Consider the following 25,104-nt stretch of genomic DNA (forward strand, 5'->3'; position numbering starts at 1 on the left):
GATCAGGTTGATAGGTTCGAGGTGGAAGTGCAGCAATGCATGCAGCTGACGAATACTAATCGGTCGAGGGCTTATCCTACGAACATTCGCTCGGATGTTCAACTTCGGACAAGATCAGCTAAATAAGACCTTCGCAAAGGTTCGTATCCAGTTTTCAAGGCGCAACGCGCCATACATAACAAACCGATTCTATTCCATAGGATCGGTTTTTTTGTTGTGCGAAAACAAAGGATATGGTACCTTGATCTTCGAATACATTACATCAACTGTGCGAGAACGCTTACATCTAATTGGGGGATAACATGATGCGATCTTTTCAGAGCTACGAGGAATTTTGGCCGTTCTACCTGTCACAGCATCGGAAAGCAACTACGCGGGCTTGGCATTTTGTAGGCACGACATGCGTACTCCTATGCGTGGCTGCAAGCTTTATTTTCCAGTGGTGGATGTTCCTGCTTGCACCTGTTATTGCATATGGGCTGGCATGGTTCAGCCATTTCTTTATCGAGGGGAATAAGCCGGCTACGTTCGGACATCCCGTGTGGTCGTTGCGGGCAGATTTTCGAATGTATGGCTACATGCTGGTCGGCAAGTTGGGACAAGAACTAAAAAAAAATGGTTTGAATAACTAGGCAATTAGATCAAGGGGATGCCGCTAGTGTGGAGAAGAATTCAAGGGAATGCGAGGAACTGCTTGCTCTATGAGCCGCTGTTTCTGATCCCATTTAACATGTACATGACCTATGCCTCGATCTATATGCTTGAGCTTGGGGTAAGCGAAACACAGATTGGACTCATCACATCGATCGGGATGGCCATGCAAATCTTCACTTCTTTGATCAGTGGTCACTTGACTGACAAAATGGGCAGACGCCGCGCGCTGCTCGTCTATGATGTGATCAGTTGGAGCGTCGCGACTTTGATCTGGGCGGTATCACAAAATTTCTGGTTCTTCCTGGTGGCTGCGGTGGTGAACAGTTTCCAGCGTGTGCCGACGACCGCTTGGTACTGTCTGCTCGTGGAGGATACCGATCCCAAGGATCGTTCGATCGTGTTTACCATACTTATGTTCATCGGCGTTATCGGAGGGTTGTTCGCGCCGCTTGGCGGCTTGTTCGTTAGTCAATTCACATTGGTGCCGGCGATGCGCATTATGTATGTGATAGCTTTTGTAGGGATGACTATCATGATGATTGTCCGTCATTTAACTACACATGAAACCGCAATCGGAATCAAGAAGATGGAAGAAAGCTCGACAGTCAGCCTTTCGGATACGGTTACCGAATACAAAGATGTCCTGAAGATGATCGCAGCGAACAAAGCGTTAATGATTATATTCGGTGTGTACATCCTATTCAATTTTCAAATGACGCTGCGAAATACGTACTTGTCTGTCTATTGGGTGGATGCCCTGCATATCAATGACTCGGTCATCTCGATCTTTCCGGCGATTTCATCGGCTGCTATGATCCTATTCCTGATGGTGGTTACCCCAAGACTCAAGGAGCGCCTCGCCAATCAGTATATGATTGTGGGTTTCTTGATTTCGGCAATATCATTCGTCATGCTGCTGACAACAGGGCCCGAGAACATTCCGGCAACGATCATTAGTACGGTTCTGATGGCTATCGGGGGATTACTGGCTAGTCCTTACTTAGAGTCCTCCATACAGAATGCGATCGATGACCACAACAGAGCGAAGGTTTTCTCCATTCTTGGCGTGCTTATTCTGATTTTCACGTTTCCTGCGGGAATACTTGGCGGTTGGACTTATACGATCAATGCGAAGTTTCCGCTTGTGTTTATCGTCGCGGCGTTTCTAGTAAGTGTGTTTATGATGGTTCTGTATGCCAGAAGAACCGCGCGAACCGCTATTCACAACTCAATCTCCGGTTGATTATATTTGTTAATAAAAGGGAAACCATGCTGCTGATGAACAATCAGAGCATGGTTTTTTATGTTTTCGCAGGGGGAGCGTCAATGTACAATTTGCGACATGAAGTAAAGAATGGAATATATAAACATCAAATGCTCGCCTCTATAATAAGCCTTGTAAGCACCACTACAAAGTAAAGGGGTAGAACATGAAACGGTATGCAAAGCTAGCAAAAGGCGTCACGCTCTCGCTCGTCCTTGGCATGCTTCCAACGCTTGCTGCATGTTCCGACAACAACAGCAATCAAGAAGCATCGAACACCTCAGCAACGACGACGAACAACCAAGCTGCAAACAATGGTGCGGCAGCAACCGATGAGAAGCCGGCGGCTGATATTTGGAACCAGAAATTCGATCCTCCGATTACGATTACAACTGCGGTTGTAGATGATGGCGCTTCCAGGGGCAATGCCTTTAAGCCCGGTGAGTCCATGGAGGATAACGTTCATACCCGCTGGATGAAAGAAAACATGGGGATCGACATTAAGTTTGATTTTATCGTAACGAAACCGGAAGACTATGATACCAAAATCCGCTTGCTGCTCTCCAGCAACGGCAAGCTCCCGGATGTATTCTCGGCCCCGGGCGACTCGGTTCAGAATCTGATTTCCGCAGACCGGGTAATGCCGCTGGATGAAGCGATAGAGAAATATGCGCATCCGGAATACAAGAAAATTCTTGAGAAATACAACTATGCATTAGGTGGCGTAAAACGTGACGGCAAGCTTTATGGTCTCCCAAGCTTCTTCATGGGGGATGAAGGTACCGTCATGTGGATTCGTAAAGATTGGCTGGATACATTAGGCCTGCAGCCGCCTAAAACGATCGCTGAACTTGAAAACGTTCTCAAGCAATTCACCGAGAACGATCCGGACGGCAACGGCAAAGCGGATACCTTCGGATTGGCGGTGCCTTTGAAAGAGGGTCCATGGACGTGGATGGGGCAAACGGACGCGATTGTAGGCGCATTTACGAAACAAATGATCAATACGTACGATGTCACCAGCTACTGGAACTTAGGCGATGACGGCAAGCTGAGCTACGGTGCGATTCATCCGGATGCGAAGAAGTACCTGGAAACGATGAGAGACTGGATGAGCAAAGGCTACATGGATAAAGAAGCAGGGATCAAAGATCCAATGAAAGCTTCCGAGATGGCTGCCAGCGGCAAAGCAGGCGTTATGTTCGGACCTTTCTGGATGGGTGACTGGCCGCTTAGCGACGTAACGAAGCTGAATCCTAAAGCAGATTTCGAGCCTTTCGAGCTTCCGGCTGGTGCGGATGGTTTGGTAGGACGTGCCGAGAAATCGATCACCGGCGGCTTCACGATGTTCAACAAAGACTTCAAAAATATCGAAGCTTGGTTTGCTTACTTCAACAAAATCTTCGCTAAAAACCTGGAGCAAGAAGGCGATCCGTACTTCGATCCACGCTTCAAGGACGGTTATCACGAAGGTTACGATTATGTGAATATGGACGGTAAAATCATTAAAGGTAATTACAAGGACGCAGGCGTACCGGAAGACAAATGGCCGCTTAAAGACGGCAGCCGCATGGATATGCGTTTCATGATCGCAAGCATCATAGGCGGGACAACAACGATTCCGTTCTCCAATGACGCACCGATCAAGAAATTCCTGGCTGATCCGAATGCGGAGCCGCTGACAACACGAGAGTTTGACGTGAAGCAGATGGCGAAGAAACAGATCGTTGCAGCAGGTGTCCGGATGAACCAAGGTATCGAAGAAGGTAAAAACTATTTCACCGGTCCAATGACGGATACGATGAAATCCAAGGGCGAGCTGCTGAAGAAACTCGCTACGGAGAGCTACCTGAAAATCATTTACGGCGAGAAACCGCTCGAATTCTTCGACGAGTTCGCAAAGCAATGGTTGGATAATGGCGGCGAGAAGATTACCGAAGAAGTGAATGAATGGTACGCAGATAGTATCAAATAACGAGCATGGAAGTACCGAGTATAAAACGGGGGAGAGGCTGCTGCAAGCTGTCGCCGATCCCCCGTTTTTCTATGGAAAGGAAGGATGCAGTGTGGCGTCATATTGGAGGAAGACATGGCCGTTTCATATTCTGGTGTTGCCTGCGTTAGTGTTATGCATCATTTTTAATTACATTCCGCTATTCGGCGTCATCATTGCCTTTGAAGACTATCAGCCATGGCTTGGCGTTACCAAGTCGGCGTGGGTGGGACTGGAGCATTTCCGCACCTTGTTTGAATACCCGGACAGTAAACAGGTCATTTGGAACACGCTCATCATTGCATCATTTAAACTTGTCATTAACTTGTTCATACCGATAATATTTGCGCTGCTGCTGAACGAAGTGGCCAAAACATACTTCAAACGCATTCTACAGACGCTTGTTTATTTGCCACACTTCTTATCTTGGGTAATTCTTGGCGGGATCATGATCGATATCCTGTCCACCGATGGCGGGATCGTGAATAGGCTGATCGAAGCGTTTGGCGGCAAGAGTATCTTCTTCCTAGGCAATGGCCAATGGTTCCGTTTTACGGTTATAGTAAGCGACGTGTGGAAGGAATTTGGTTTCTCGGCGATTATCTTCCTGGCTACGCTCGTCGGCATCAATCCGGCGTTATATGAAGCGGCAGAGATTGACGGGGCCAGCCGTTGGCAGCAAGTCATTTACATATCCATACCACTCATTCTGCCTATCGTTATCGTAGTAGCAACGTTATCTCTTGGTCGTATTTTGGATGCAGGGTTCGACCAAATCTTGAATCTCTATAATCCGCTAGTATTCTCGCATGGGGATATTATCGATACGTTTGTATATCGAGTGGGTTTAAATAATGGACAGTTCAGCTTTGGTACGGCCGTAGGGCTATTTAAGTCGGTAATCGGCTTCATCTTGATTGTTGTCAGCTATAGATTGGCTTACAAGCTAGCCAACTACCGAATCTTCTAAAGGAGGCCCGTAATGAAATTTCGCTCCCGAGGTTACGCTGCATTTGCGATATCCAATAATATTTTGCTAAGTTTGCTCGGCATTCTCTGCATTCTTCCATTGATCCACGTATTTGCGGTGTCCTTCAGCTCGCGTGCTGCAGCTACGGCGAACATCGTCAATTTCTGGCCGATCGGCTTTACGTTAGACGCATATGCCAAGACGTTAGCGAATGAGAAGTTTCTGCTTGCGATGTGGATCGGCGCAGAACGTACGATACTAGGGACGGTCATATCCATGGCTGTTATTACGATGGCTTCCTACAGTTTGTCGAAAACAAGCCTTCGCTTCCCCGGGCGTCAAGTATATACGTGGATCTTCGTCTTCACGATGTTATTCTCCGGTGGGTTAATTCCTTCATATATCGTCATCAGCAAGCTTCACCTTCTAGATAGCATCTGGTCACTGGTGTTGCCCGGTGCGGTGAGCGTGTGGAATATGATCCTCATGCTCAACTTCTTCCGAACCATTCCGCAGGACTTAGAAGAAGCGGCTTATATCGATGGTGCCGGTCATTTGCGCGTATTATGGAGCGTTTATCTACCGGTATCGATGCCTTCTATCGCCACTTTGTCGCTGTTCACGATGGTATCGCATTGGAACTCTTGGTTTGATGGCATTATTTACATGTCCAAGCCGGACGGCTATCCATTAGCCTCGTATCTGCATTCCATGATTGTCAGCGATAACTTATCCAGAATCGGCGTATCAACGGAATCGATTGCCAACTTCTCTAACCGGACGGTCAAAGCGGCGCAAATCTTTATCGGTGCCTTACCGATTCTGATGGTGTATCCGTTCCTGCAGAAATATTTTGTTAAAGGGATCGTGCTCGGTTCCGTAAAATCCTAATCTAGTCGTTATGCAGCTCGAAGAGGAACGGATTCGGATGGTGACCCAGATGAGATTCAGACGTGTCGTAGGCGGCAGAATTAATATTTTCAGCAAGATCATGATCGTCATTGTGCTCCTGCTTGTACCGATCGTGATGATGTACAACTCCTCTAACAAAATAAGCACGGGCGTAGTGGAACGAGAGCTGCTTCAGGTTAACCTGAATCGGCTCCGTTTCTTTGTCGATCAAATGGATACAGAGGTAGACCGGCTGTGGAGAGCAGCGTTCGTCATTGCAAGAGAACCGGATGTGGTTCAGTTGCAGTTTCGTTCTTCAAACACGGGGGCGTATTCGAGACTTGAAGCGAAGAAACTGCTGCAGGAGAAGCTCGATATGCAATCGACCACCTTGGCCTGGACCAATAAATTGACTGTTTTCTCACCACCGTCCGGGATAGCGGTATCGACCAATTGGATGGAAGAGTACAACGAAGCTTATTTCGAGAACGCGGTTCAAGATCATTGGGATTACCGGCTAATTGAAACGGAACGAGGGGAAGAGAAGGCATTCGTACGCCATTTGATACTGCCCTTTACGCCGCTCGGCAAACCTGAAAATCCGAATTTATATGTGGAAGTAACCTTCTCAACGGAGAATCTAGTGAACATGCTGGAGCGGTTCATGCAGGGCAGCGGCGGGAAGCCCTTCTTGTATCACCCGGCATTCGAGACGATTCAGACGCATGACTCGGATAAGCAGCTGATCGGAGAAATGACTCGTCAATTCGCTATCCTGAAACGGAACACACGAAATAAAGAGGGCTCTGTCAAGGTAACGTTTCATGATGAACCGTATCTGGTTAACTATGCTGCATCCGCCGCTTTGGGCTGGTACTTAGTTGATTTTGTGCCCATGAAGAAGGTACTGCAGCCGATTAATCAAAGCAAACGTATTTTCTATGGAGCAGGACTGCTGCTTCTGGTGCTTGGCGTTGCAGCAGCGGCACTGCTATATCGGAACGTTCAGCGGCCGATCTATGAACTAATCCGTGCGGTTAAGTCGCTGCGCCGCGGTGAATACGGGCATCGCATCGAACGTGAGCCGCAGAATGAATTTCATTATTTGATCGAACAGTTTAACTTGATGTCAGACGATATTCAAACCCTGATCGATAAGGTTTATATCGAGGAGCTGCGTGCGAAGGAATCCTCACTTAAACATTTGCAAGCGCAAATCAATCCGCATTTCTTATACAATAATTTTGCCTATATCCAAAGTATGGCGCAGCTGGACCGCACGAAAGCCATTATCGCTTTCACACAGCATCTAAGCCAGTATTACCGCTATACGACGAAGACGGAGCAGCAGCTCACCTTCCTGTCGGAAGAGATGGACCTGCTTCGCAATTACTTGGAAATTCACCGGATGCAGTCGGAACGGCTTCGCTACGATGAACATATTGAGGAAGGCCTGATGCAGCTGCTGCTTCCGCGGTTGCTCCTGCAGCCGCTTGTGGAGAATGCGATCGTGCATGGCATGGGTGGAAGAAAAGGAGAATGCCTGATTATCATTTCCGGCTACCGCACGGAGAACGGCTGCGAGCTTGCGGTCGAAGATAACGGAATCGGCATGAAGCAGGAGGCGCTGGATGCTCTCCGAAGCTCGCTGCCGCAATCCAGTGCTATTCAGAGTCTTGGCTTATGGAATGTGCACCAGCGGCTGAGGCATTATTTTGGACCTTTATCCGGCTTGCATATCGATCACTCTACGTTAGGCGGACTACGTGCACGGCTGGTCATTATCAAAGAGGGAGGCGATTCCCATATTTGACATGCTGATTGTCGACGATATCCCATCTCAGGTGGACAGCATCGCGGCGACGATACCGAAGGAGGCGCTCGGTATTGCGCGTATTCATAAGGCTTTCTCAGGGGAAGAGGCACTCGCGATATTCAGGGAGCATGCGATTCAGCTTGTCATTACAGATATTCGCATGCCGGAGATGAGCGGCGTTGAATTGATTCAAGAGATTAGAAGGACGAATCAGAAAGTGAAATTAATCGTCCTCTCCGGGTATGCGGACTTCGAATACGCGCAAAGTGTCGTGCCGTACAACACTTCCGGCTACCTTATGAAGCCGGTAAACCCTGAGCAGCTTCGCTCTATGCTGGAGAAACTCGTTGAAGAGATTGCGGATGAGCTGAAAGCGCACAAGCAGCAGCAGCGCAATGTATATGCCTACCGAGAAAACTTACCGACACTACGGAGTGAGCTGCTGGGCCGACTATTATGTGATGGACGCGTTTCCGATACGGAGCTTGAAAGGAAGCTATCCTTGCTCGAGCTGCCTTTCTCCTCTCAACAAGATACCGGTATGTTCGCCGTGCGACTGGAAGGGCGCATGCAGGATTATAAAAGAATGGATCGGGCACTCATTGAATATGCGGTCATGAATATGGCGGAGGAAGTGTTTCATGACGCGTTCCATCTATGGTTCTGTTTGGATCAGAATGAATATCTTGTCTTTATCGCCTCGCCAATTGGAGGCAGGGACGGCACATTTACGGGAATTGACCGCTCTGCACTCGATTGCCGGGCAGCCAAGCTGAAGAAGAAAGCGGAATCGCTGCTGAACAACAGCTTGTCCGTTGCGGTGGCCGTGAACGGGACCTCCTTTCCGGTGGGCTTGCCAAAGCAATACCGAATGATCGTGAACGGAATTCGAACGATCGAAGAGGCTAGTCGGCAAAGCGTGTTTCTGCGGGTGGACGATCAGCCGGAGCCGCTTGCAATCGGGAATATGACCACCTTGTATAAGCCCCCGTTGCTGCTGCATTTGCTCGATACCGGGAATTGGGACGGGGCGGATAAGAAGCTGAGCGATATTTTCAATGAATTAAAGAGTGTTCATTATCCGCCTGAGTATGCGAACGAAGCGTATTTTACGATTGCAGGAGCCTACCAGTATATGGCGCATAAGAAGGGCAAGCTGCTAAGCGAGCTTGGCGGCTCTACCTTTGGCCTTATGCCTGCGGCCCCTTCCTTAGCGCAGCTGGAGAGGTGGGCATACTTCCTCTTTAGAAGTATTCGGGAGCTGTTTGGCGATCCATCCGAGAAGCAGAAGGTTAGCCTGATCGATAAGGTACATAAATACGTGGAACAGAATATGAATGGCAGTCTGTCGCTTCAGACGGTTGCGGCTCATATCGGTTTACATCCGGCTTATCTGTCGCGTGCTTATCGTGCAGAAACCGGCAATAATCTAAGCGATTATATTCTCAAATATCGGATGGAGCTCGCCACCTACATGCTGCGCAGCAGCGATAAGAAAATCTACGAAATTGCGCAGACGCTCGGTTATCAGGCTGTTCCGCATTTTATCAAGCTGTTTAAGGCACATTCCAATATGACACCGCAGGAGTATCGGGAGCGGGCGATACTGCCATCCGGTTAATGCAATGGGGTCGTTTTCCTATGAAATTGTGCGCTAATAAAAGGATTTTGCCGTGGCCTTCCCGAAGTTCTAGGAGTTAGGTTGTCGAATAGGTGGAGGGAAATGTGCATGACAATTGTCAGAGATTTACGAGATGGTGAAGAATTTGTCGGTTACTATCTCATTAAAGAGAGCGAAGTGAAACAAACCAATACGACGCCTCCTAAGGATTTTATGAATATCGTGCTTTCGGATGCCAGCGGTCATGTGGCCGGGAAGCTGTGGGATGCGACACCGTCCGATAAAGAAAACCTAGTTCCGCTTACCCTTGTGAAGGTGCAAGGGATGGCTCAGCTTTACAGAGAGAAGCTGCAGGTTAAGATCGTTCGTATTCGCAAGACGACCGAAGCGGATAACGTTCAGTTAACGGATTTCGTTAGATCGGCGCCGGTTCAGCCCGAGGTACTGCTTGCAGGGATCCATAAGGCCAAGGACAGCATCACGGACACCGAGATGCGCGCCGTTGTGGACTATTGCTTGGACAAAGTCGGGGATAAGCTGCTTCACGCGCCTGCGGCAAAGTCCCATCATCATGCGTACTATGCAGGACTCGTGTATCATATCTCAAGGATGCTGGAGCTGGGTGAGTTCATCTGCAAACAGCGGCCGTTCCTGAATGCAGACTTACTAAAAGCCGGCATTATCCTTCACGATATCGCAAAGCCTGTGGAGATGGTTTCTGAGCTTGGCATTGTGTCAGACTATAGCAATTCGGGTAAACTGATTGGGCATATCTCGCAAGCGTCGCTGTGGGTAGCCGAAGCTGCGATGCGCCTCGGCATCGATCCGGATTCGGAACGTATTATGGCTTTGCAGCATCTTGTGCTCTCCCATCATAATCTGGGCGAATGGGGAAGTCCGGTGCAGCCGCAGCTGGCAGAAGCGCTGGCACTGCATCATATTGATTCCATCGATGCGAAGCTGCAAATGATCGAGGATGCTTTCGACACTACGGGCAGCCACGAGGCATGGACGCCGCAAATTCGCGGTTTGGAGAATAAAGCTTTCTATCGGCTAACCTTCTAAAAGCTACTTCTGAAGGATGGCGGCAGCCGGTTCTTCTTGCTACAATAGAAATTATCACCATTGTCGGAGGATTGCTATGATTAGATTTGGCGTTATCGGAACAAATTGGATTACGGATTCTTTTATCGAAGCAGCTAGACAAGCGGAAGGGTTGAGTCTTACCGCAGTCTATTCCAGAACCGAGGAGCGGGCGGAGGCGTACGCAGCCAAGCATAACATTCCGTTCACATTCACGGATGCTGCTGAGATGGCAGCGAGCAGCGAGCTGGATGCCGTATATATCGCCTCGCCAACATCGCTCCATGCCAAGCTGGCTATCTTGTTTATGAGTAAAGGGAAGCATGTGCTGTGCGAGAAACCGGCAGCTTCGAATACGCGCGAGCTGCAGCAGATCGTGGATGCGGCAAAGCAGTATGACGTCGTTTTCATGGAAGCGATGAAGAGCACGCAGCTGCCTGGTTTCTCGGCGATCATGGAGCATCTGCCGAAGCTAGGGAAGGTTCGGCGGTATTTTGCAAGCTACTGCCAGTATTCTTCGCGATACGATGCCTATAAAGCAGGACAAGTATTGAATGCTTTCAAACCGGAATACTCCAACGGAGCACTGATGGATTTGGGTGTTTATTGCATCTATCCGCTTGTTGTTCTGTTCGGCCAGCCGGATGAGATTCGGGCGAGCGGTTATTTGCTGGAATCAGGGGTGGATGGACAAGGCAGTCTGATCGCCAAGTACCCGGACATGGAAGCCTCCATTATGTATTCCAAAATCAGCAATTCCTCGCTGCTAGCGGAAATCCAAGGTGAGGAAGCAACGATGACGATCGACAGCATTAATTTGCCGATCAACATCCGGATCCATTACCGGGATGGACGGGTTGAGGATGTGTCGAAACCGGTTGACCGCCATACGATGAGCTATGAAGTAGAGGCCTTTATCCACTTGATTCAAAACGGAGAAAGGGAGTCCAAGCTCAATTCGCATGCGAATTCCTTAGCCGTGATGAACATCCTTGATGAGGCACGGCGTCAGCAAGGCTTGGTATTTCCCGCTGATCTGAACTAGTTCAAGAAGCTGCAGCTGCATGAGTCTATCACTCATGCGGCTGCAGCTTTTTTATTGCCATTATGTGTTTCGATCATCCACGCGTTTGTAATGTGCCGGGGTACTGCCGGCCACTTTCTTGAACATGCGGTAGAAATGGGGCAGGCTCTCAAAGCCGCACATATTCGCGATTTCGGCAACCGTATAATCGGTGTCGCCGAGCAGCTCCTTAGCGTGCATGATCCGTTTGGCGATGACATACTCCGTTACGTTTAGTCCTGTCATCTGCTTGAACATTCTGGAGAAATAGGAAGGGCTGACAGCTGCACGCGCCGCGAGAGAGGACAAGCTTAAGCTCTCAACCAGATGCGCATCAATATAATTCAACGCGGTTTGGAGCCATAATGGTCTTGAGCCGCCCTGCTGCTGCTTAGGCTGTCCGGGATTCATTTTGCGATTCGTATGGAGAAGTACGGTTTGCAGCAGCAGGAGCACCGCTTGACTATAGCCGGGTTGACGCAGTAGAAGCTCTTCGTTCATCTCGTCGATGATGGATTCGATCCGAGTGCGTTCGGCGGGGAGCAGCTCAACGCGGTAATTGCGACCTGTCTTGGCTATGTCGAAACAGCGCAAGAAAGAGTACGTATCCTTCGCAATTGCGGTCGTTTGCACATATTGTCCGCTGAAGAACATAGCCGATGACGTGATCGGTTCATCCGAATGCGGGAGCGTACGATGTATCGTATTACCGGGGATAAGATAGAGATCACCGGCTTGCATTTCATAGAAGGTATGATTGATAAAGAACGAGCCGGCACCGCTGTGGACATAAATCATCTCATACCAGTCATGCAGATGGTCCGGCAGCTCTGATTGCAGGTTCTTTGTACTACGCAGAACTAGCTCAATTGGCAGCGAAGTGTCGGGATCAAAATGTTTGCGAAGCGGGTTCATCGACTTGCCACCTCCAAGATGTGCTCCTAGTACAAAAAAAGGTATATTTACAGCGAAATTGATTATTTATATTCTGTTTCTTTGTTTCTATAATTGAACTATATCGAAGCTGAAGAAGAATGTCTATCATGGAGTCAACCGGAAGGTGGAGCTAACGTGGAACACCGTATTGAAACAGGCGCAGACGCGTTGTACATGGACGAGCGCGATCATGTAGCAACAGCGCTTCGCGATATGAAAGCAGGAGATTCGATCCATTACCGCAATGCAGCCGGGCTGCAATTGATAACGCTTGCAGAGGATATCCCTTTTGGCCATAAAGTGGCGATCGCGGACATTGCATCCGGACAGGATGTTCGCAAATACGGAGAAGTGATTGGACGGGCCGTCAAACCGATTACGCTTGGCTGCCATGTGCACGTACACAATATTGAAGGCATCCGCGGCCGCGGAGATCTGGGAACGAAGGAGGCAGCGCAATGAGTAAGACATTCATGGCGTACGAACGCCCAAATGGAGATATCGGAATTCGCAATCATCTCCTGATCATCCCGACAGTTATTTGCTCGAATCAAGTGTGCAGCCGGATTATGCAAATGGTACCCGGTGCCGTTGCTATTCCGCATCAGCACGGATGCAGTCAGATCGGCGCAGATAAAGAGCGTACGTTCGAGGTGCTTGCCGGTACAGGCAAAAATCCTAACGTTGGCGCAGTTATCATCATCAGCTTAGGCTGCGAGGTTGTAGACCCCATCGCATTGGCTGAAGATATTCGCAAAACAGGCAAGCCAGTCGAGGTGTTCGACATTCAATCGGTCGGCGGCTCGGTCAAGGCGATTTCATATGGCACGGAATTGGCGAAACGGATGATGGCTGAGCTGGAGAAGGAAGAGAAGGTGCCGGTTCCGCTTAGCAAGCTTAAAGTAGCGGTGAAATGCGGCGGCTCTGACGCGACTTCCGGTCTTGCTTCTAATCCGGCACTCGGTGCTGCGGCGGATTCGCTAATCGCTGAGGGCGGTTCCATCGTAATTGGGGAAACGACGGAGATCATCGGCGCGGAGCATTTGCTCGCTGAGCGCTGCGTGACGGAGGAGCTGTCCGACCGACTCTATTATATCGTGAGCCGTTTTGATAAAGAGGTTGAACGGATGGGTGCAGACATGCGCGGCGGTAATCCGAGCCCAGGGAACATTGCAGGCGGATTGTCTACGATTGAGGAGAAATCGCTCGGTTGTATTAGCAAATGCGGTAAAGCACCGATTAAAGGTATTATTGAATATGCGGAGTATATTCCTGAGAACGGGCTTTATTTTATGGATTCGCCGGGTAACGATATTGAATGCGTATCGGGTATGGCCGCTGGCGGCGTTCATATCGTATGCTTCACAACAGGTCGCGGCACGCCAACAGGAGCTGCCGTCGTACCGGTTATTAAGATTACAGGGAATAAGATGATGTTCCAGCGGATGGAAGATAACATGGATATTGACGTCAGCGATATGTTGGACGGAACAGCTAGCCTTGAACAAGCGGGCGAGCGGATTTGGCAGGAAATTGTTGAAGTTGCGGAAGGCAAATGGACGAAAGCGGAAGTGCTGGGCCATCAAGAGTTCAGTATTAACCGGATCGGACCAAGCTTGTAAAATCGATCGGAGGTGCTTGAGGCGTGAGCGCGATGAAAGAGAATTGGCTGGATTTAGAGTATCGCCCGGCGCTGCCTGCCAATAAAGAAATGGGCATCGGCATTGTCGGTGCAGGTGAAATTGTGGATGCCTGCCATCTGCCGGCCTATCAAATGGGCGGTCTTCGCGTTGTCGGCATTTATGACGTGAATCGGGAGCGGGCGGAGAAGCTTGCGGCTAAATACGGCATTCCGAAAGTCTATAAGGAGCTCGATGAGCTGCTTGCAGACCCGGATGTACGTATAGCGGATCTTGCTATCCCTGCGAAGATTCAGCCGGAGATCGCGGAACGGGCAGCAGCGGCGGGTAAGCATATCCTCTGCCAGAAACCGTTGGCGGAATCCTACCCTGAGGCTGCGCGCATCCAACAAGCATGCGAGCGTTATGGGGTAAAAGGAGCCGTCAACCAGCAGATGCGGTGGTCGCCAAGCATTCGAGCCAGCCATACGATCATTCGGCGCGGATGGCTAGGGGAGCTGCTGCAGGCTTCGATTCAAGTGAATGTGAAGCAGGATTTTGCCAACTGGGGCTGGCTGCGCGAAATGCCGACTTTGGAATTCATGTACCACAGTATCCATTACATGGATGCCATTCGCTTCCTGTTCGGCACACCGGAGTATGTGTATGCCGACGGAGCGCGTTTCCCGGGTCAACGTACGATCGGGGAAACACGCACGCTGCTCCATATCAAGTTTGCGGGCGAAGCACGCGGTATCATTCATGATAATCACAACCATATCGCTGACGAAGACGATTGGTATGCGACTTATCGCTTCGAAGGCACTGAGGGGATCATCAAGGGCACGAACGGATCGCTGTACAACTATCCGGTTGGCCGTGAAGACACGCTCAGCTACTTTACGAAAGCGATCCATGAGGATTACTGGTTCACGCCGAAGCTGCATGGCAAATGGTTCCCGCATGCGTTCATGGGGACGATGGGCGAGCTGATGCGTGCCGTGGAAGAAGAGCGCGAGGCGGAGAACAGCGTTGCGGATAATTTGAAGACGATGCAGATGGTGTTCGGTGCGTATTTGTCCATGAAAGAGAACCGTCCTGTGACGCTGCAAGAGATCGCGGATACCTTGTAAGTTATAAGGAGGGCCTTGTCATGTGTGAGATGACAAGGCTTTTTTTGTTGTGGATTACTAGGGGATTGGAACTGGCAACCTAGGTGCACCGACGATGGAATAAAAACCGTACAGGCACGTATAGGCCGCCGCCTACATACACTGTAGAACAGTCTTCACTGTCGGTAATGGGAGAGCTACTCTTGTCGTTGTCCTCCTGTTAGAGGCGAAATTGTATGGAGGTGGCTTTTCGATGCCCGGATTGTTTGCGGCGATCGCATTGTTTATCAAACAGCTGTCGCTCCTTGTTTCTTACGTCAAGAACAACGCTTTTCCCCAGCCGCTGCATGAAGAAGATGAGCTCAAGCACCTTCAGCTCATGGCAGAGGGAAATCAAGTTTCGCGCAATCTGCTCATTGAGCATAACCTCCGATTGGTTGCCCACATCGTCAACACGTTGTGAACACAACCCGATGTAGAATCCATGCGGAGGTGTATGAAGGATGCCGGGATTATTTGCAGCTGTAGCTTTGTTTATTAAGCAGCTATCTCTTCTCGTTTCTTATGTCAAGAACAACGCTTTTCCTCAGCCGTTACATGAAGAGGAAGAAGCAAAGCATATCCAGTTATTAGCGATGGGTAATCAAAATTCACGTAACTTGCTCATTGAGCACAATTTGCGTTTAGTCGCACATGTCGTGAAGAAGTTTGATAATACGAAGGAAGATACGGAAGATTTAATTTCCATCGGCACGATCGGACTAATTAAAGCCATTGAATCCTACTCACCTGATAAGGGAACGAAGCTTGCCACATTTGCCGCAAGATGTATTGAAAATGAAATTCTCATGCACTTACGTTCTAAGAAAAAATCCAGTAAAGATGTTTCGCTGCAAGATCCGATTGGCACGGATAAAGAAGGGAATGAAATATCTCTCATCGATATTCTTGGGAGCGAGCCTGATGATATTGTTGATAAAGTCCAATTGAAAATTGAGAAATCGAAGATATACAGAAATTTGGAAATTCTAGACCAACGAGAAAAAGAGGTCATAGTTGCGAGATTCGGATTAGAGACCGGCGGTGAAGAAAGAACGCAGCGGGAAATCGCTAAGGAGCTTGGAATTTCACGGTCGTATGTATCGCGTATAGAGAAGCGGGCTTTGATGAAATTGTATCATGAGTTTTATAAGGTAAAGCGTTAAAGGAGAACGTCTTGCTATGGAGAATAATAATACGTGATAAATGCTATTTCCCGTATAGTTATTCTTCATAGGGAGGTGTGCGATATGCCCAATACAACATTACATAATCTCGAATACGGAATCGATATTTATGAGAATAAACATTCCGAAGGTAACCTGATTAACGAGCACCACCATCATTTTCACCAGATGATATATGTCTTAGAGGGTCACGGAACCATCTTGTTAAGCGGCAAATCATACGCGCTCAAACGAGACTGCGGCGCCCTCATTACGCCATATACGAATCATTCCATTATTTCGGACTCCAAATTAACGGTGCTTGTACTCGCTTTCAGTCAAGATATGTTGGATTCTTCAAGCACGAATGAGTTGCTCCGACAATTTTTCAATCGATCAAAATTTATTGCTCCTCTGCCAGTTGGCAGAAGGGAGCTTCAACACTTGCTGCGTAAAATGATATACGAGCAAACGCAAGGCAGTGCATTCAATTACTTAGCCATGAAAATCTATCTCTCGGAAATATTGCTTATACTTGCTAGGCAGGAATCCTCATACCAGGTGACAGATGCAAACGATGTGCGAGCTGAAAAACTGCGCAACTATATCGATAACCATTATTTTGAAATATCGGATTCCAATGATCTTTCGTCCAAGCTAGGACTTGGTGTTCGGCATATGAATAATATTTTTAAAGAACGTTATAAGATTACGCCTGTGCATTATCTTGCAGAAGTCCGGATCGAGTTGTCGAAGAAGATGCTCGTCGAAACGGAAAAAGAGATTTCTTCGATATGCTTTGAAGTCGGTTTCGAGAACCTGTCCACATTCTATCGCACTTTTAAGAATCATACGTGGGTTTCACCCAATATTTATCGGAGAATACATACGGATCCCGGGATTGAGTAAGGTGGCATGAAGTTCGGATTTGACAATAGGAAGTTTCTTTTCGCCATAGTGGTGCTCCAGTTACTTAAGATATGCTGAGCAAGAAGTATCTATTAATAAGGAGCTGTTGAACGATGGTGACTGAAGCACAATTGCATCAATTCGAGGAAGATGGTTATTTTATTCTGAATGATCTGTTTACAGCAACCGAGATGGATGATCTCAAGAGCCAAATTGACCGAATCGTCCTTGCGGACGAAGTGGCGATGCTTAACTCTGGCAAATTGGATAGCGGCATCAATCGCGTCAAAGAAATTACATTTACGCCGCACCTGGTGAAAAAGGACGAGTTGTTCCAACAATTTTGCGCGGATGATCGTTTCGTAGATATAGCGATGCAAATTCTCGGACCGGATATTGCCCTCTATTGGGACCAAGCCGTATATAAGCGGCCGGAGACGCTCAAAGATTTCCCGTGGCATCAAGATAACGGCTATGGAAATGTGTTGTCCGAACAGTATTTGACATGTTGGCTCGCGCTTGAAGATGCGATCATTGAAAATGGCTGCATATGGGTTATGAAAGGATCTCACAAGCAAGGGATTGTGGAGCATAAGAATACGCCGATCGGCTGGCAGTGCTACTTCGGCGATGATCCGGGCACACCGGTGCCGTTGAAAAAGGGCAGCATGGTTGTATTTTCGTCACTGCTATTCCACCGAAGCGGTCCAAATGTGAGCGATGGCATTCGTAAAGGGTATATTTTGCAATATTTCCCGACACACACGAAAAACGTGAAGACCGGAAAAACATTCAAGAAAATGATTGTCGCCAAAGATGGCAAAGCACATCTTGATGTATCGCTGTTGAATGCACCAGAGATTGATGCTGACGCAGTGTAAGTGCCATTTGGCTTAGCACAACACCTATACGAATTCGCGCAACGAGAGGAGGATGATTCATGCGTACCAGTCTTAGCGTACGAGAGAAATTCGATTTCTCTCTCTACCATGTGGAGCGGGCAGTCTATGAGAAGTTCCGCCTCGACATGATCAAGCCTTATTGGACGGTGTCCTTTGTCCTTGAGGGTCAGGTAGAGTCGAGAACCGAAGGTAACGTCTCTATTGCTGGCTCTGGCGACGTAATGATTTATCCTCCTCATGTTCCGTTCAGTGAGACTGCAACAGGAAAAGGCATTCATTTGTGGATGCTGATCGACATGAAGGACATGACTCAACTACAGTTTTTTCATCGTTTTCCGGTTGCGCAAGTCGTTAAACTTCTCGATGAGACTGCTTACGCTCGCGTATTTGATGATCTACTGGGCGTTTGGAATGGGGAGTACTCACCGCTGCGGGATTACAGAGCGTTTAGTTTGACGTTGCAATTGCTCGAATATATCGTATCGAGTTGGATCGCGGCGGGAAGCCCTGGGCGTCCGGGAGTCAATTCTGCGGAAGGGGATCGATTCCTTCAAGTGGTGAAGTATATGGAGGACCATCTCGGTGATAAAATTACGAGTACGGTGCTTGCGAGGATTTTGCATCTGCATCCCGGTTACTTTAATCGCGCCTTCAAGAAGCTGTTTGGCGTCTCCTCGATGCAGATGCTGAGGTCAATGAGACTGCGCAAAGCCGCGCAAATGCTTGAGGAGTCCGATTATACGCTTGAGTTTATCTCCGAGCAATGCGGGCTTGGGGATGCTGCTTATATCAGCAAGACATTCAAGGAAAGCTTCGGTCGAACGCCGGGACAATATCGTCAGAGCAACCGACATATGAAGGCTAGTTTTATCTCTTCATCTGATTGAAACATAAGAATAGTCTCGTAACCGCCGGTATGGACGGTCACGAGACTATTGTAATTTCTCACTTCATATGGCATTGTACCCTACGAATTAAATAGAGAGTACTCCAGATTCTGATCGAGTGCAAAATTCGCAGCGCCTAACGCTCCGCCCATTTCGTTGATTTGCCCTTTCCTAACCACGACATTGGCAGATAGCGGATTCATCGACCGTTGATGCATGACTTTTGTTGCGATTTTGACATAAAAATCACAATTGATAGGAATAGGGCCGCCGAGAATGATCGCTTCCGGATTTAATAGATTGACCAGATTCGCCATGGCGATTCCCAGATTGGTTGCGGCTTTCTCTACAACTTCCATGCACAGCTCGTCCCCAGCGTCAGCGCCTTTGCATATCATGTCAGAATTAATATGCTGCAGGTCAAAAGTAGACGAGGTATAAATGCTGGATGTTCTCCCTGACCTTAACAGCATGCGGATTTCTTGCTCCATAACGGGTCCTGTTGCTAACTGCTGCAAGCAACCATGGTTGCCGCAAGGGCATAATGGGCCGTTCGGATCAATTGTCACATGCCCCAAATCACCAGCTCCGCCTATTGCGCCGAATAAAAGTTCCCGGTTATTGAATATTCCGGCGGAAATTCCCGTGCCGACCCCGATATACACCAGATGGGCAAACTCCTTACCTGCACCGAAGCGGCATTCTGCCAACCCTCTAGCACGATGTCGATTCAGAACGATAGTAGGCCAATTGAATTGTTCTTGGATCATTTTCACAATTTCGATATTGTACCAGCCTAAATCGTAAGCCCCTTTAATGACGCCTCGATTGATATCCACCAACCCAGGCAACCCTAATCCGAGTAACTCAATGGGGTTCGCATCAATCTGTTTCAAAAAATCGCTCAAGTGATCAATTAACGTTTGGATCGTGATGATGGGGGAGTTTCCATTGACCGGAATAATCGCCTTATGGACGACGGTTCCAAGCAAGTCGAAAGCCCCTAAAGTCCATAAATTATTGCTGAAATCGGCGCCGACAATAATTTTGGAATTTGGCGTAAGTTCAAGAATGGTAGCTGGTCTACCGCCAGTCGAATACTTGGACTCGGTTTCTTGAACTAGCCCGGACTCAATTAATTCTGCAATTGAAATGGAGATTGTGGCTCTGCTTAAGTTAGTCAACTTGGCCAAATCGATTCTGGCGACGGATCCGTTAATGCGAAGAGTTTGAATGATGCTTGTCTTCGTGCCTTTTTGATCTTTTCCCACGTTAGCTCTGGCCATCTACCAATCGGCTCCCTGATTAAAAAGTTTACAAAAGTATGCGTTATATTAAATTATATCAGAGTTTATGCGTATTGCAACAATAGTGTTGTAGATGTCGATCGTATAAAACTCTATTCCGAAATGCAGTTTTTTTAGCTGGTAGATCAGAAGAAAGGGAAGAACATGTCAAAGTGTAGCTAATATTACCATTTTGTGTATGAGGTCAGCGCGATATCATTCTACTGCCGCTTAACAATAATTTTAATCTTGACATAAGTGGGAAGTCGATAGTATGATTTTTCCATAAGTGAGATGAATCTTATCGTAACAATTGAACTAAATTCGTTGGAGGTGAATGTTGCTATGATTCAGGAACAGTTGATCGAACGAACGTATACTTATAAGGTTGTTGAAAGCGTTAACATTCAAGCGGATGTATTCCGAAAGTCGGATGAACAGATTCGTCCCGTTATTGTATGGATCCATGGTGGCTGCTTAATGGGGGGGAGTAGAACAAATCTCGGAAAGCATGAATTAATGAAGTATGTGGAGGAAGGTTATGCGGTTGTTTCGATTGACTATCGCCTTTCCCCGCAAGTGATGTTGAAGTCTATTATTGAAGATTTGCAAGACGCTTTTCGGTGGGTACGTGAGCAAGGGCCAACGTTGTTCCAAATTGATCCCGAGCGCCTCGCAGTCATCGGAAGTTCAGCTGGCGGTTATTTGACCTTGATGGCCGGATTTTGCGTAGATCCCAACCCAGTTGCGCTGGTGTCCTTCTTCGGTTATGGCGATGTCGCAGGGAAATGGTATGCGGAGCCGGATGATCATTATTGTCAGCAGCCGCCTGCTTCACGTGAGGAGAATCTATATCTCTACTGTCGGCAAAACGGGCTTTGGCCGAATATTGTCGCCGGGCATGATCCGAAAACGGAGCCGCGCGCATTTGATCCCTATTGCCCGGTCCGCAATGTAACGGAAGCATATCCGCCAACCTTGCTGCTGCATGGCGATAACGACACGGATGTACCGCATGAGCAATCCGTTATTATGGCAGAAGAGTTCGAACGAGTCGGCGTAGCGTATGAGTTTGTCTCGTATCCGGGAGCCGGTCATGGCTTGGGAGCAAATTATAGCGATGCAGTCGACAAGACGGTTGCTTTTCTAAGAAAATATCTACAATAATGGTTCATTTTCATCGCGAAAGGAAATGAAGCCCTTGTCAATTCAACAGATAACCGAAAATATTTTCTGTTATAAGGACACCTGCAATGTATATATCATTCGAAATGGCGATCAAGCGACGTTAATCGATTTCGGTTCAGGAACTATACTCGATCATCTGAAATCGATAGGCGTGTCGGTTGTTACAGATGTCCTGATGACCCACCATCACCGCGATCAAGGCCAGGGGCTGTCTCGTGCTGCGCAAGCGGGAATTCGCATTTGGGTACCACATACCGAGCAGGAATGGTTTCAAAATGTTGATGAGAGATGGCAAGCCAGGGAAGTGTACAACAATTATAATGTTCGCCAGGATCGTTTCTCCTTGCTGGAATCCGTGCCGGTATGGAAGACATTGACCGACTACGCGGTCCATACTTTCGGCGGAATGAAACTAACAGTTATTCCAACGCCGGGACACACGCTTGGTGCGGTATCCTTCCTCGTACAAGAGAATGATCGGCACATTGCTTTTACCGGCGATCTTATTTATGCGCCTGGGAAAGTATGGTCGATGTCGGCAACGCAGTGGACGTATCACGGCGATGAAGGGATCGTGGCGGGCTATCTCTCTTTGCTGGATCTGAAAGACCGTGCACCGGATCTACTCCTTCCTTCTCATGGCTCGCCGATGGATTCACCTGAATCTGCAATTGATCAGCTGCTGGAGCGATTTGATCGGCTCCTGAAATTTCGCAATTCCAATCGTGATTTTCTGCAATTGCGCGAGCAACCCTTCGAAATCATTACCCCTCATTTACTAATGAATAAGACATCGGTTTCAAATTCTTTCGTACTGCTGTCGGACAGTGGCAAGGCGCTGCTGATCGATTATGGCTATGATTTCAGAGTCGGCTGCTGCGCTGCCGGTTACGACAGGTCCGCTCGCCGACCTTGGCTGTATAACATAGCAAAATTGAAAAAACAATTCGGTGTGTCAAATATCGATGTCGTATTACCTACTCATTTCCATGATGACCATGTCGCTGGTTTCAACCTGCTGCGGGATGTAGAAGGCACAAGCGTGTGGGCGGCGGACAATTTCGCGGATATCCTGGAAGATCCGGCACGCTACGATTTGCCTTGTATTTGGTTTGATCGAATCCCTGTTGACCGGGTTGTTCCGCTGGGCAAACCGTTCACTTGGGAAGAATATGAGTTTACGCTATATGAGCAGGCCGGACACGCACTTAATGCGGTTGCGATTTCATTCGAAGCGGACGGCAAACGGGTCGTTGCAATTGGAGACCAGCAGGCTAATTCGGGCGATATATGGAACTACGTCTATAAGAATCGTTTTCGCGCAAGCGATTATACGGCAAGCGGAAATCTATACCTGCAGCTTCAGCCCGAATTGATCATTTCCGGACACTGGCCTCCTCTATGGGTTGAACCTGGCTACTTGGAGCTGCTTCGCGATAATGGCGAGATGCTAGAGCAATTGCACAATGAGCTGCTTCCAGTGGAAACGATCGATGTGGGAGCGGATGGTTCTTGTGCAAGAATATATCCCTATCAACAAACTGTTAAGGCCGGAGAGCAGATTGTGCTCGAAGTCGAAGTGGAGAATCCGCTGCACCATATGGCAACGATGCAAATTAAACTGGTTTTCCCGTCGGCGTGGCAGATGGAATTACAGGCTGCAGATGTCGAGCTTCAACCAAAAGAAACATATAAGGCCATGTTTACTGTGAATCTCTCTGATCTTTCGAGGCAATATCGAGCTAGGATTGGCGTAGATGTAACGGTTGACGATGTGCAGCTTGGTCAGCATGCGGAAGCTCTAATAACAATCGTCTAGCGAGTTCGTGATAACAAAAGGAGGTATTTGGGAATATGTCGAATTCAAATATACAATTATCCGTTTTTACAAAACCATGGAAAACGCAGTCGGTAGCCGAAATCGCGGAAAACATTAGCGGGCTTGGCTTCGATGGAATTGAATTCCCACTCCGAGACGGCTACCAGGTAGAGCCGAAAGATGCGGACAGAGGGTTGCCGAAGCTGGTCGGCGAGCTGGCGAAATACAATCTGTCTGTATTCAGCGTCGCGAGTACGCCGGATGAGCGTGTGTTCGCTGCATGCGCGGAAGCTTCCGTCCCCATGATCCGGATTATGACCAGCATCACGTTCGAAGAAGGCTACATGGCTTCCGAGCGCAGGGAACGACAATATCTCGAATCGCTGCTGCCTCTGTGCCAGAAGTATAACATCCAGATCGGCGTGCAACAGCATTACGGCAGCAGCGTCATTGACGCAATGGGGCTGCTCCATCTGCTTGAAGGCATTGATTCTCGGTACATAAAAGCGATATGGGATTCCGCTCATGACGGATTAACCGGTCTGGCGCCCGAGCATGGTCTGGATATCGTCTGGTCGCAGTTAGGCATGGTCAACCTGAAGAACGCTTACTATCAAAGGGTGAATGGTCCGGAAGCGGAACAGGCTAAATTCGAGCGCCATTTCACGCTGGGTCGCCACGGCATGTCTCCATGGCCGCGAGTCATCGCCTATCTGCAGAAACGGAATTATAACGGCGTGATCACGATGACGGCTGAATATACGGATGAACATAAAGTCGACGAATATATCGCGATAGATGTCGCGCAAGTGAGAGCCTTGCTTGGTCGAGAGGGATAATTCAGAAGATAAACAGGAGGAATCAAGATGGGGAAAATCAATAGTTCAACAGTAAGAGTGGCAGTTATTGGCGCTGGCTGGATGGCGAATAGTGTGCATTACCCGTCGCTGGCCTCTCTGGCTGATGTCGAAATTGCGGGCATTTGCGATCTCAATACCGATGCGCTGACGAGAACAGCGAATAAGTACGAGATTGCAAATCGATATACGGACTACAAGAAGATGATCGCTGAAGTACAGCCAGACGCTGTTTATGCGATTGGTCAGCCTCATATTATGTATGACATTTGGATGTGGGTATTGGAACAAGGCTTAAATCTGTATATCGAGAAGCCGTTAGGGATCACGATCCATCAAGCGATGTCGCTTGCGTATACGGCGGAGAAAAACAAGTGCATTACCCAGGTCAGCCTTCAAAGACGCAGTTCCACGATGGTTTCACAGCTGCGGGACGAATGCTTGAAGCGCGGGCCGATTACGCATGCAGGTTGTAAGTTTTACAAGTCGGATATTACGCCGTTCCTCTCGGCGCGCGACCGGATGATGGATGACACCGTGCATTCAATCGATACGGTTCGTTGGATGTGCGGAGGAAACGTCGTGGCGATAGAGAGCGAAACGAAACGAATCGGCGTTCCGGATATCAATTTTATATCGGCAACGTTACATTTCGATAATGGTTCAAGCGGCTATTTGATTAATAGCTGGTCGAGCGGCCGCAGAATATTTGCCGTTGAAATGCACGCGCCTAATATTTGTGTAGAAGCAGAGCATGAAACAAGAGGTTTCTTGTATGCGGACGGTGATACGAAGGGGATCGAGTACGATGCCAAGAAGGTGGCAGGCAGCGACGAGTTGTTCATCTATGGCGGTTTCCAGAATAAACACCGCGAGTTTATCGATAGTTTGAAGAATGGGACGTTGCCATCATCGCATTTCGGCGATGCGATTAAAACGATGGAGGTCGCCGAGAAGATTCTGGCGCAAAGCTTGCTTCGCGTTTAAGTTATTGAGTTGGCGACAGGCCATAGGATGATCGAGAGAATC

The 25,104-nt window shown here is 48.3% G+C and carries 22 protein-coding genes and 1 pseudogene; 21 read left to right on the top strand and 2 right to left on the bottom strand.

What is annotated here, in order from left to right; translation table 11 throughout:
- Window positions 1-305: 305 nt before the first annotated feature.
- From AC6ESO_RS29640 to AC6ESO_RS29680, 9 genes are all read left to right on the top strand, one after another.
- The gene (locus AC6ESO_RS29640) at window positions 306-632 is read left to right on the top strand and encodes an Mpo1-like protein (protein ID WP_494818625.1); all 327 of its coding nucleotides are present in this window, start codon (window positions 306-308) and stop codon (window positions 630-632) included.
- Between the two features lie 17 nt (window positions 633-649).
- The gene (locus tag AC6ESO_RS29645; protein WP_497094479.1) at window positions 650-1,897 is read left to right on the top strand and encodes an MFS transporter; all 1,248 of its coding nucleotides are present in this window, start codon (window positions 650-652) and stop codon (window positions 1,895-1,897) included.
- A gap of 187 nt (window positions 1,898-2,084) precedes the next feature.
- A complete protein-coding gene (locus tag AC6ESO_RS29650) occupies window positions 2,085-3,893 on the top strand; it encodes an extracellular solute-binding protein (protein WP_497094480.1) in 1,809 nt (602 codons plus the stop codon).
- A 91-nt stretch (window positions 3,894-3,984) separates the two neighbouring features.
- Window positions 3,985-4,881 (top strand): ABC transporter permease, encoded by an 897-nt coding sequence (locus AC6ESO_RS29655; RefSeq protein ID WP_497094481.1) that lies wholly within the window; start codon window positions 3,985-3,987, stop codon window positions 4,879-4,881.
- A gap of 12 nt (window positions 4,882-4,893) precedes the next feature.
- Entirely contained in the window at window positions 4,894-5,772 is an 879-nt protein-coding gene (locus tag AC6ESO_RS29660; RefSeq protein ID WP_494818629.1) for an ABC transporter permease subunit, read from the top strand.
- A gap of 49 nt (window positions 5,773-5,821) precedes the next feature.
- Window positions 5,822-7,585 carry a sensor histidine kinase family protein gene (locus AC6ESO_RS29665; protein WP_497094482.1) on the top strand — a complete coding sequence of 588 codons (1,764 nt, stop codon included), beginning with the start codon at window positions 5,822-5,824 and terminating at the stop codon, window positions 7,583-7,585.
- 1 nt (window position 7,586) lies between these two features.
- The gene (locus tag AC6ESO_RS29670) at window positions 7,587-9,209 is read left to right on the top strand and encodes a response regulator transcription factor (protein ID WP_497094483.1); all 1,623 of its coding nucleotides are present in this window, start codon (window positions 7,587-7,589) and stop codon (window positions 9,207-9,209) included.
- 108 nt (window positions 9,210-9,317) lie between these two features.
- Window positions 9,318-10,274 carry a 3'-5' exoribonuclease YhaM family protein gene (locus AC6ESO_RS29675; RefSeq protein WP_497094484.1) on the top strand — a complete coding sequence of 319 codons (957 nt, stop codon included), beginning with the start codon at window positions 9,318-9,320 and terminating at the stop codon, window positions 10,272-10,274.
- 76 nt (window positions 10,275-10,350) lie between these two features.
- Complete coding sequence (locus AC6ESO_RS29680) at window positions 10,351-11,337, top strand: Gfo/Idh/MocA family protein (protein WP_497094485.1); 987 nt, start codon at window positions 10,351-10,353, stop codon at window positions 11,335-11,337.
- A gap of 60 nt (window positions 11,338-11,397) precedes the next feature.
- On the opposite strand, the gene AC6ESO_RS29685 is transcribed toward AC6ESO_RS29680, so the two are convergent.
- A complete protein-coding gene (locus tag AC6ESO_RS29685; RefSeq protein WP_497094486.1) occupies window positions 11,398-12,270 on the bottom strand; it encodes a helix-turn-helix domain-containing protein in 873 nt (290 codons plus the stop codon).
- Window positions 12,271-12,426: 156 nt separating this feature from the next.
- On the opposite strand from AC6ESO_RS29685, the gene AC6ESO_RS29690 reads away from it, so the two are divergent.
- The 8 genes and pseudogenes from AC6ESO_RS29690 to AC6ESO_RS29725 all read left to right on the top strand — a co-directional run bounded on the left by AC6ESO_RS29690 (window position 12,427) and on the right by AC6ESO_RS29725 (window position 18,925).
- On the top strand, window positions 12,427-12,753 hold the full coding sequence (locus AC6ESO_RS29690) for a UxaA family hydrolase (protein WP_494818635.1): 327 nt from the start codon (window positions 12,427-12,429) through the stop codon (window positions 12,751-12,753).
- Window positions 12,750-13,913: a UxaA family hydrolase gene (locus AC6ESO_RS29695; RefSeq protein WP_497094487.1), complete on the top strand. Its 1,164-nt coding sequence runs from the start codon at window positions 12,750-12,752 to the stop codon at window positions 13,911-13,913. The genes AC6ESO_RS29690 and AC6ESO_RS29695 overlap by 4 nt, the downstream gene beginning before the upstream one ends.
- A gap of 32 nt (window positions 13,914-13,945) precedes the next feature.
- Window positions 13,946-15,043: a Gfo/Idh/MocA family protein gene (locus tag AC6ESO_RS29700; RefSeq protein WP_497094514.1), complete on the top strand. Its 1,098-nt coding sequence runs from the start codon at window positions 13,946-13,948 to the stop codon at window positions 15,041-15,043.
- A gap of 232 nt (window positions 15,044-15,275) precedes the next feature.
- Window positions 15,276-15,473 (top strand): annotated as a pseudogene (locus tag AC6ESO_RS29705) (RNA polymerase subunit sigma-70); the annotation flags it as partial.
- Window positions 15,474-15,525: 52 nt separating this feature from the next.
- On the top strand, window positions 15,526-16,227 hold the full coding sequence (gene sigK, locus AC6ESO_RS29710; protein ID WP_497094488.1) for an RNA polymerase sporulation sigma factor SigK: 702 nt from the start codon (window positions 15,526-15,528) through the stop codon (window positions 16,225-16,227).
- A gap of 84 nt (window positions 16,228-16,311) precedes the next feature.
- Window positions 16,312-17,136, top strand: a complete 825-nt coding sequence (locus AC6ESO_RS29715) for a helix-turn-helix domain-containing protein (RefSeq protein ID WP_497094489.1) — start codon at window positions 16,312-16,314, stop codon at window positions 17,134-17,136.
- 113 nt (window positions 17,137-17,249) lie between these two features.
- Window positions 17,250-18,017 (top strand): phytanoyl-CoA dioxygenase family protein, encoded by a 768-nt coding sequence (locus AC6ESO_RS29720; RefSeq protein WP_497094490.1) that lies wholly within the window; start codon window positions 17,250-17,252, stop codon window positions 18,015-18,017.
- A 59-nt stretch (window positions 18,018-18,076) separates the two neighbouring features.
- Window positions 18,077-18,925 carry a helix-turn-helix domain-containing protein gene (locus AC6ESO_RS29725; protein ID WP_497094491.1) on the top strand — a complete coding sequence of 283 codons (849 nt, stop codon included), beginning with the start codon at window positions 18,077-18,079 and terminating at the stop codon, window positions 18,923-18,925.
- Between the two features lie 80 nt (window positions 18,926-19,005).
- On the opposite strand, the gene AC6ESO_RS29730 is transcribed toward AC6ESO_RS29725, so the two are convergent.
- Complete coding sequence (locus tag AC6ESO_RS29730) at window positions 19,006-20,211, bottom strand: ROK family protein (RefSeq protein ID WP_497094492.1); 1,206 nt, start codon at window positions 20,209-20,211, stop codon at window positions 19,006-19,008.
- A 345-nt stretch (window positions 20,212-20,556) separates the two neighbouring features.
- On the opposite strand from AC6ESO_RS29730, the gene AC6ESO_RS29735 reads away from it, so the two are divergent.
- Genes AC6ESO_RS29735 through AC6ESO_RS29750 form a run of 4 tightly spaced genes read left to right on the top strand, consistent with a single transcriptional unit; the run spans window position 20,557 to window position 25,062 of the window.
- Complete coding sequence (locus AC6ESO_RS29735; RefSeq protein ID WP_497094493.1) at window positions 20,557-21,378, top strand: alpha/beta hydrolase family protein; 822 nt, start codon at window positions 20,557-20,559, stop codon at window positions 21,376-21,378.
- Between the two features lie 34 nt (window positions 21,379-21,412).
- Window positions 21,413-23,218, top strand: a complete 1,806-nt coding sequence (locus AC6ESO_RS29740) for an MBL fold metallo-hydrolase (RefSeq protein WP_497094494.1) — start codon at window positions 21,413-21,415, stop codon at window positions 23,216-23,218.
- Window positions 23,219-23,253: 35 nt separating this feature from the next.
- Window positions 23,254-24,057, top strand: a complete 804-nt coding sequence (locus AC6ESO_RS29745) for a sugar phosphate isomerase/epimerase family protein (protein ID WP_497094495.1) — start codon at window positions 23,254-23,256, stop codon at window positions 24,055-24,057.
- Between the two features lie 27 nt (window positions 24,058-24,084).
- Window positions 24,085-25,062, top strand: a complete 978-nt coding sequence (locus AC6ESO_RS29750) for a Gfo/Idh/MocA family protein (RefSeq protein WP_497094496.1) — start codon at window positions 24,085-24,087, stop codon at window positions 25,060-25,062.
- The last annotated feature ends 42 nt before the right edge of the window (window positions 25,063-25,104 follow it).

Source organism: Paenibacillus rhizoryzae, from assembly GCF_059686995.1.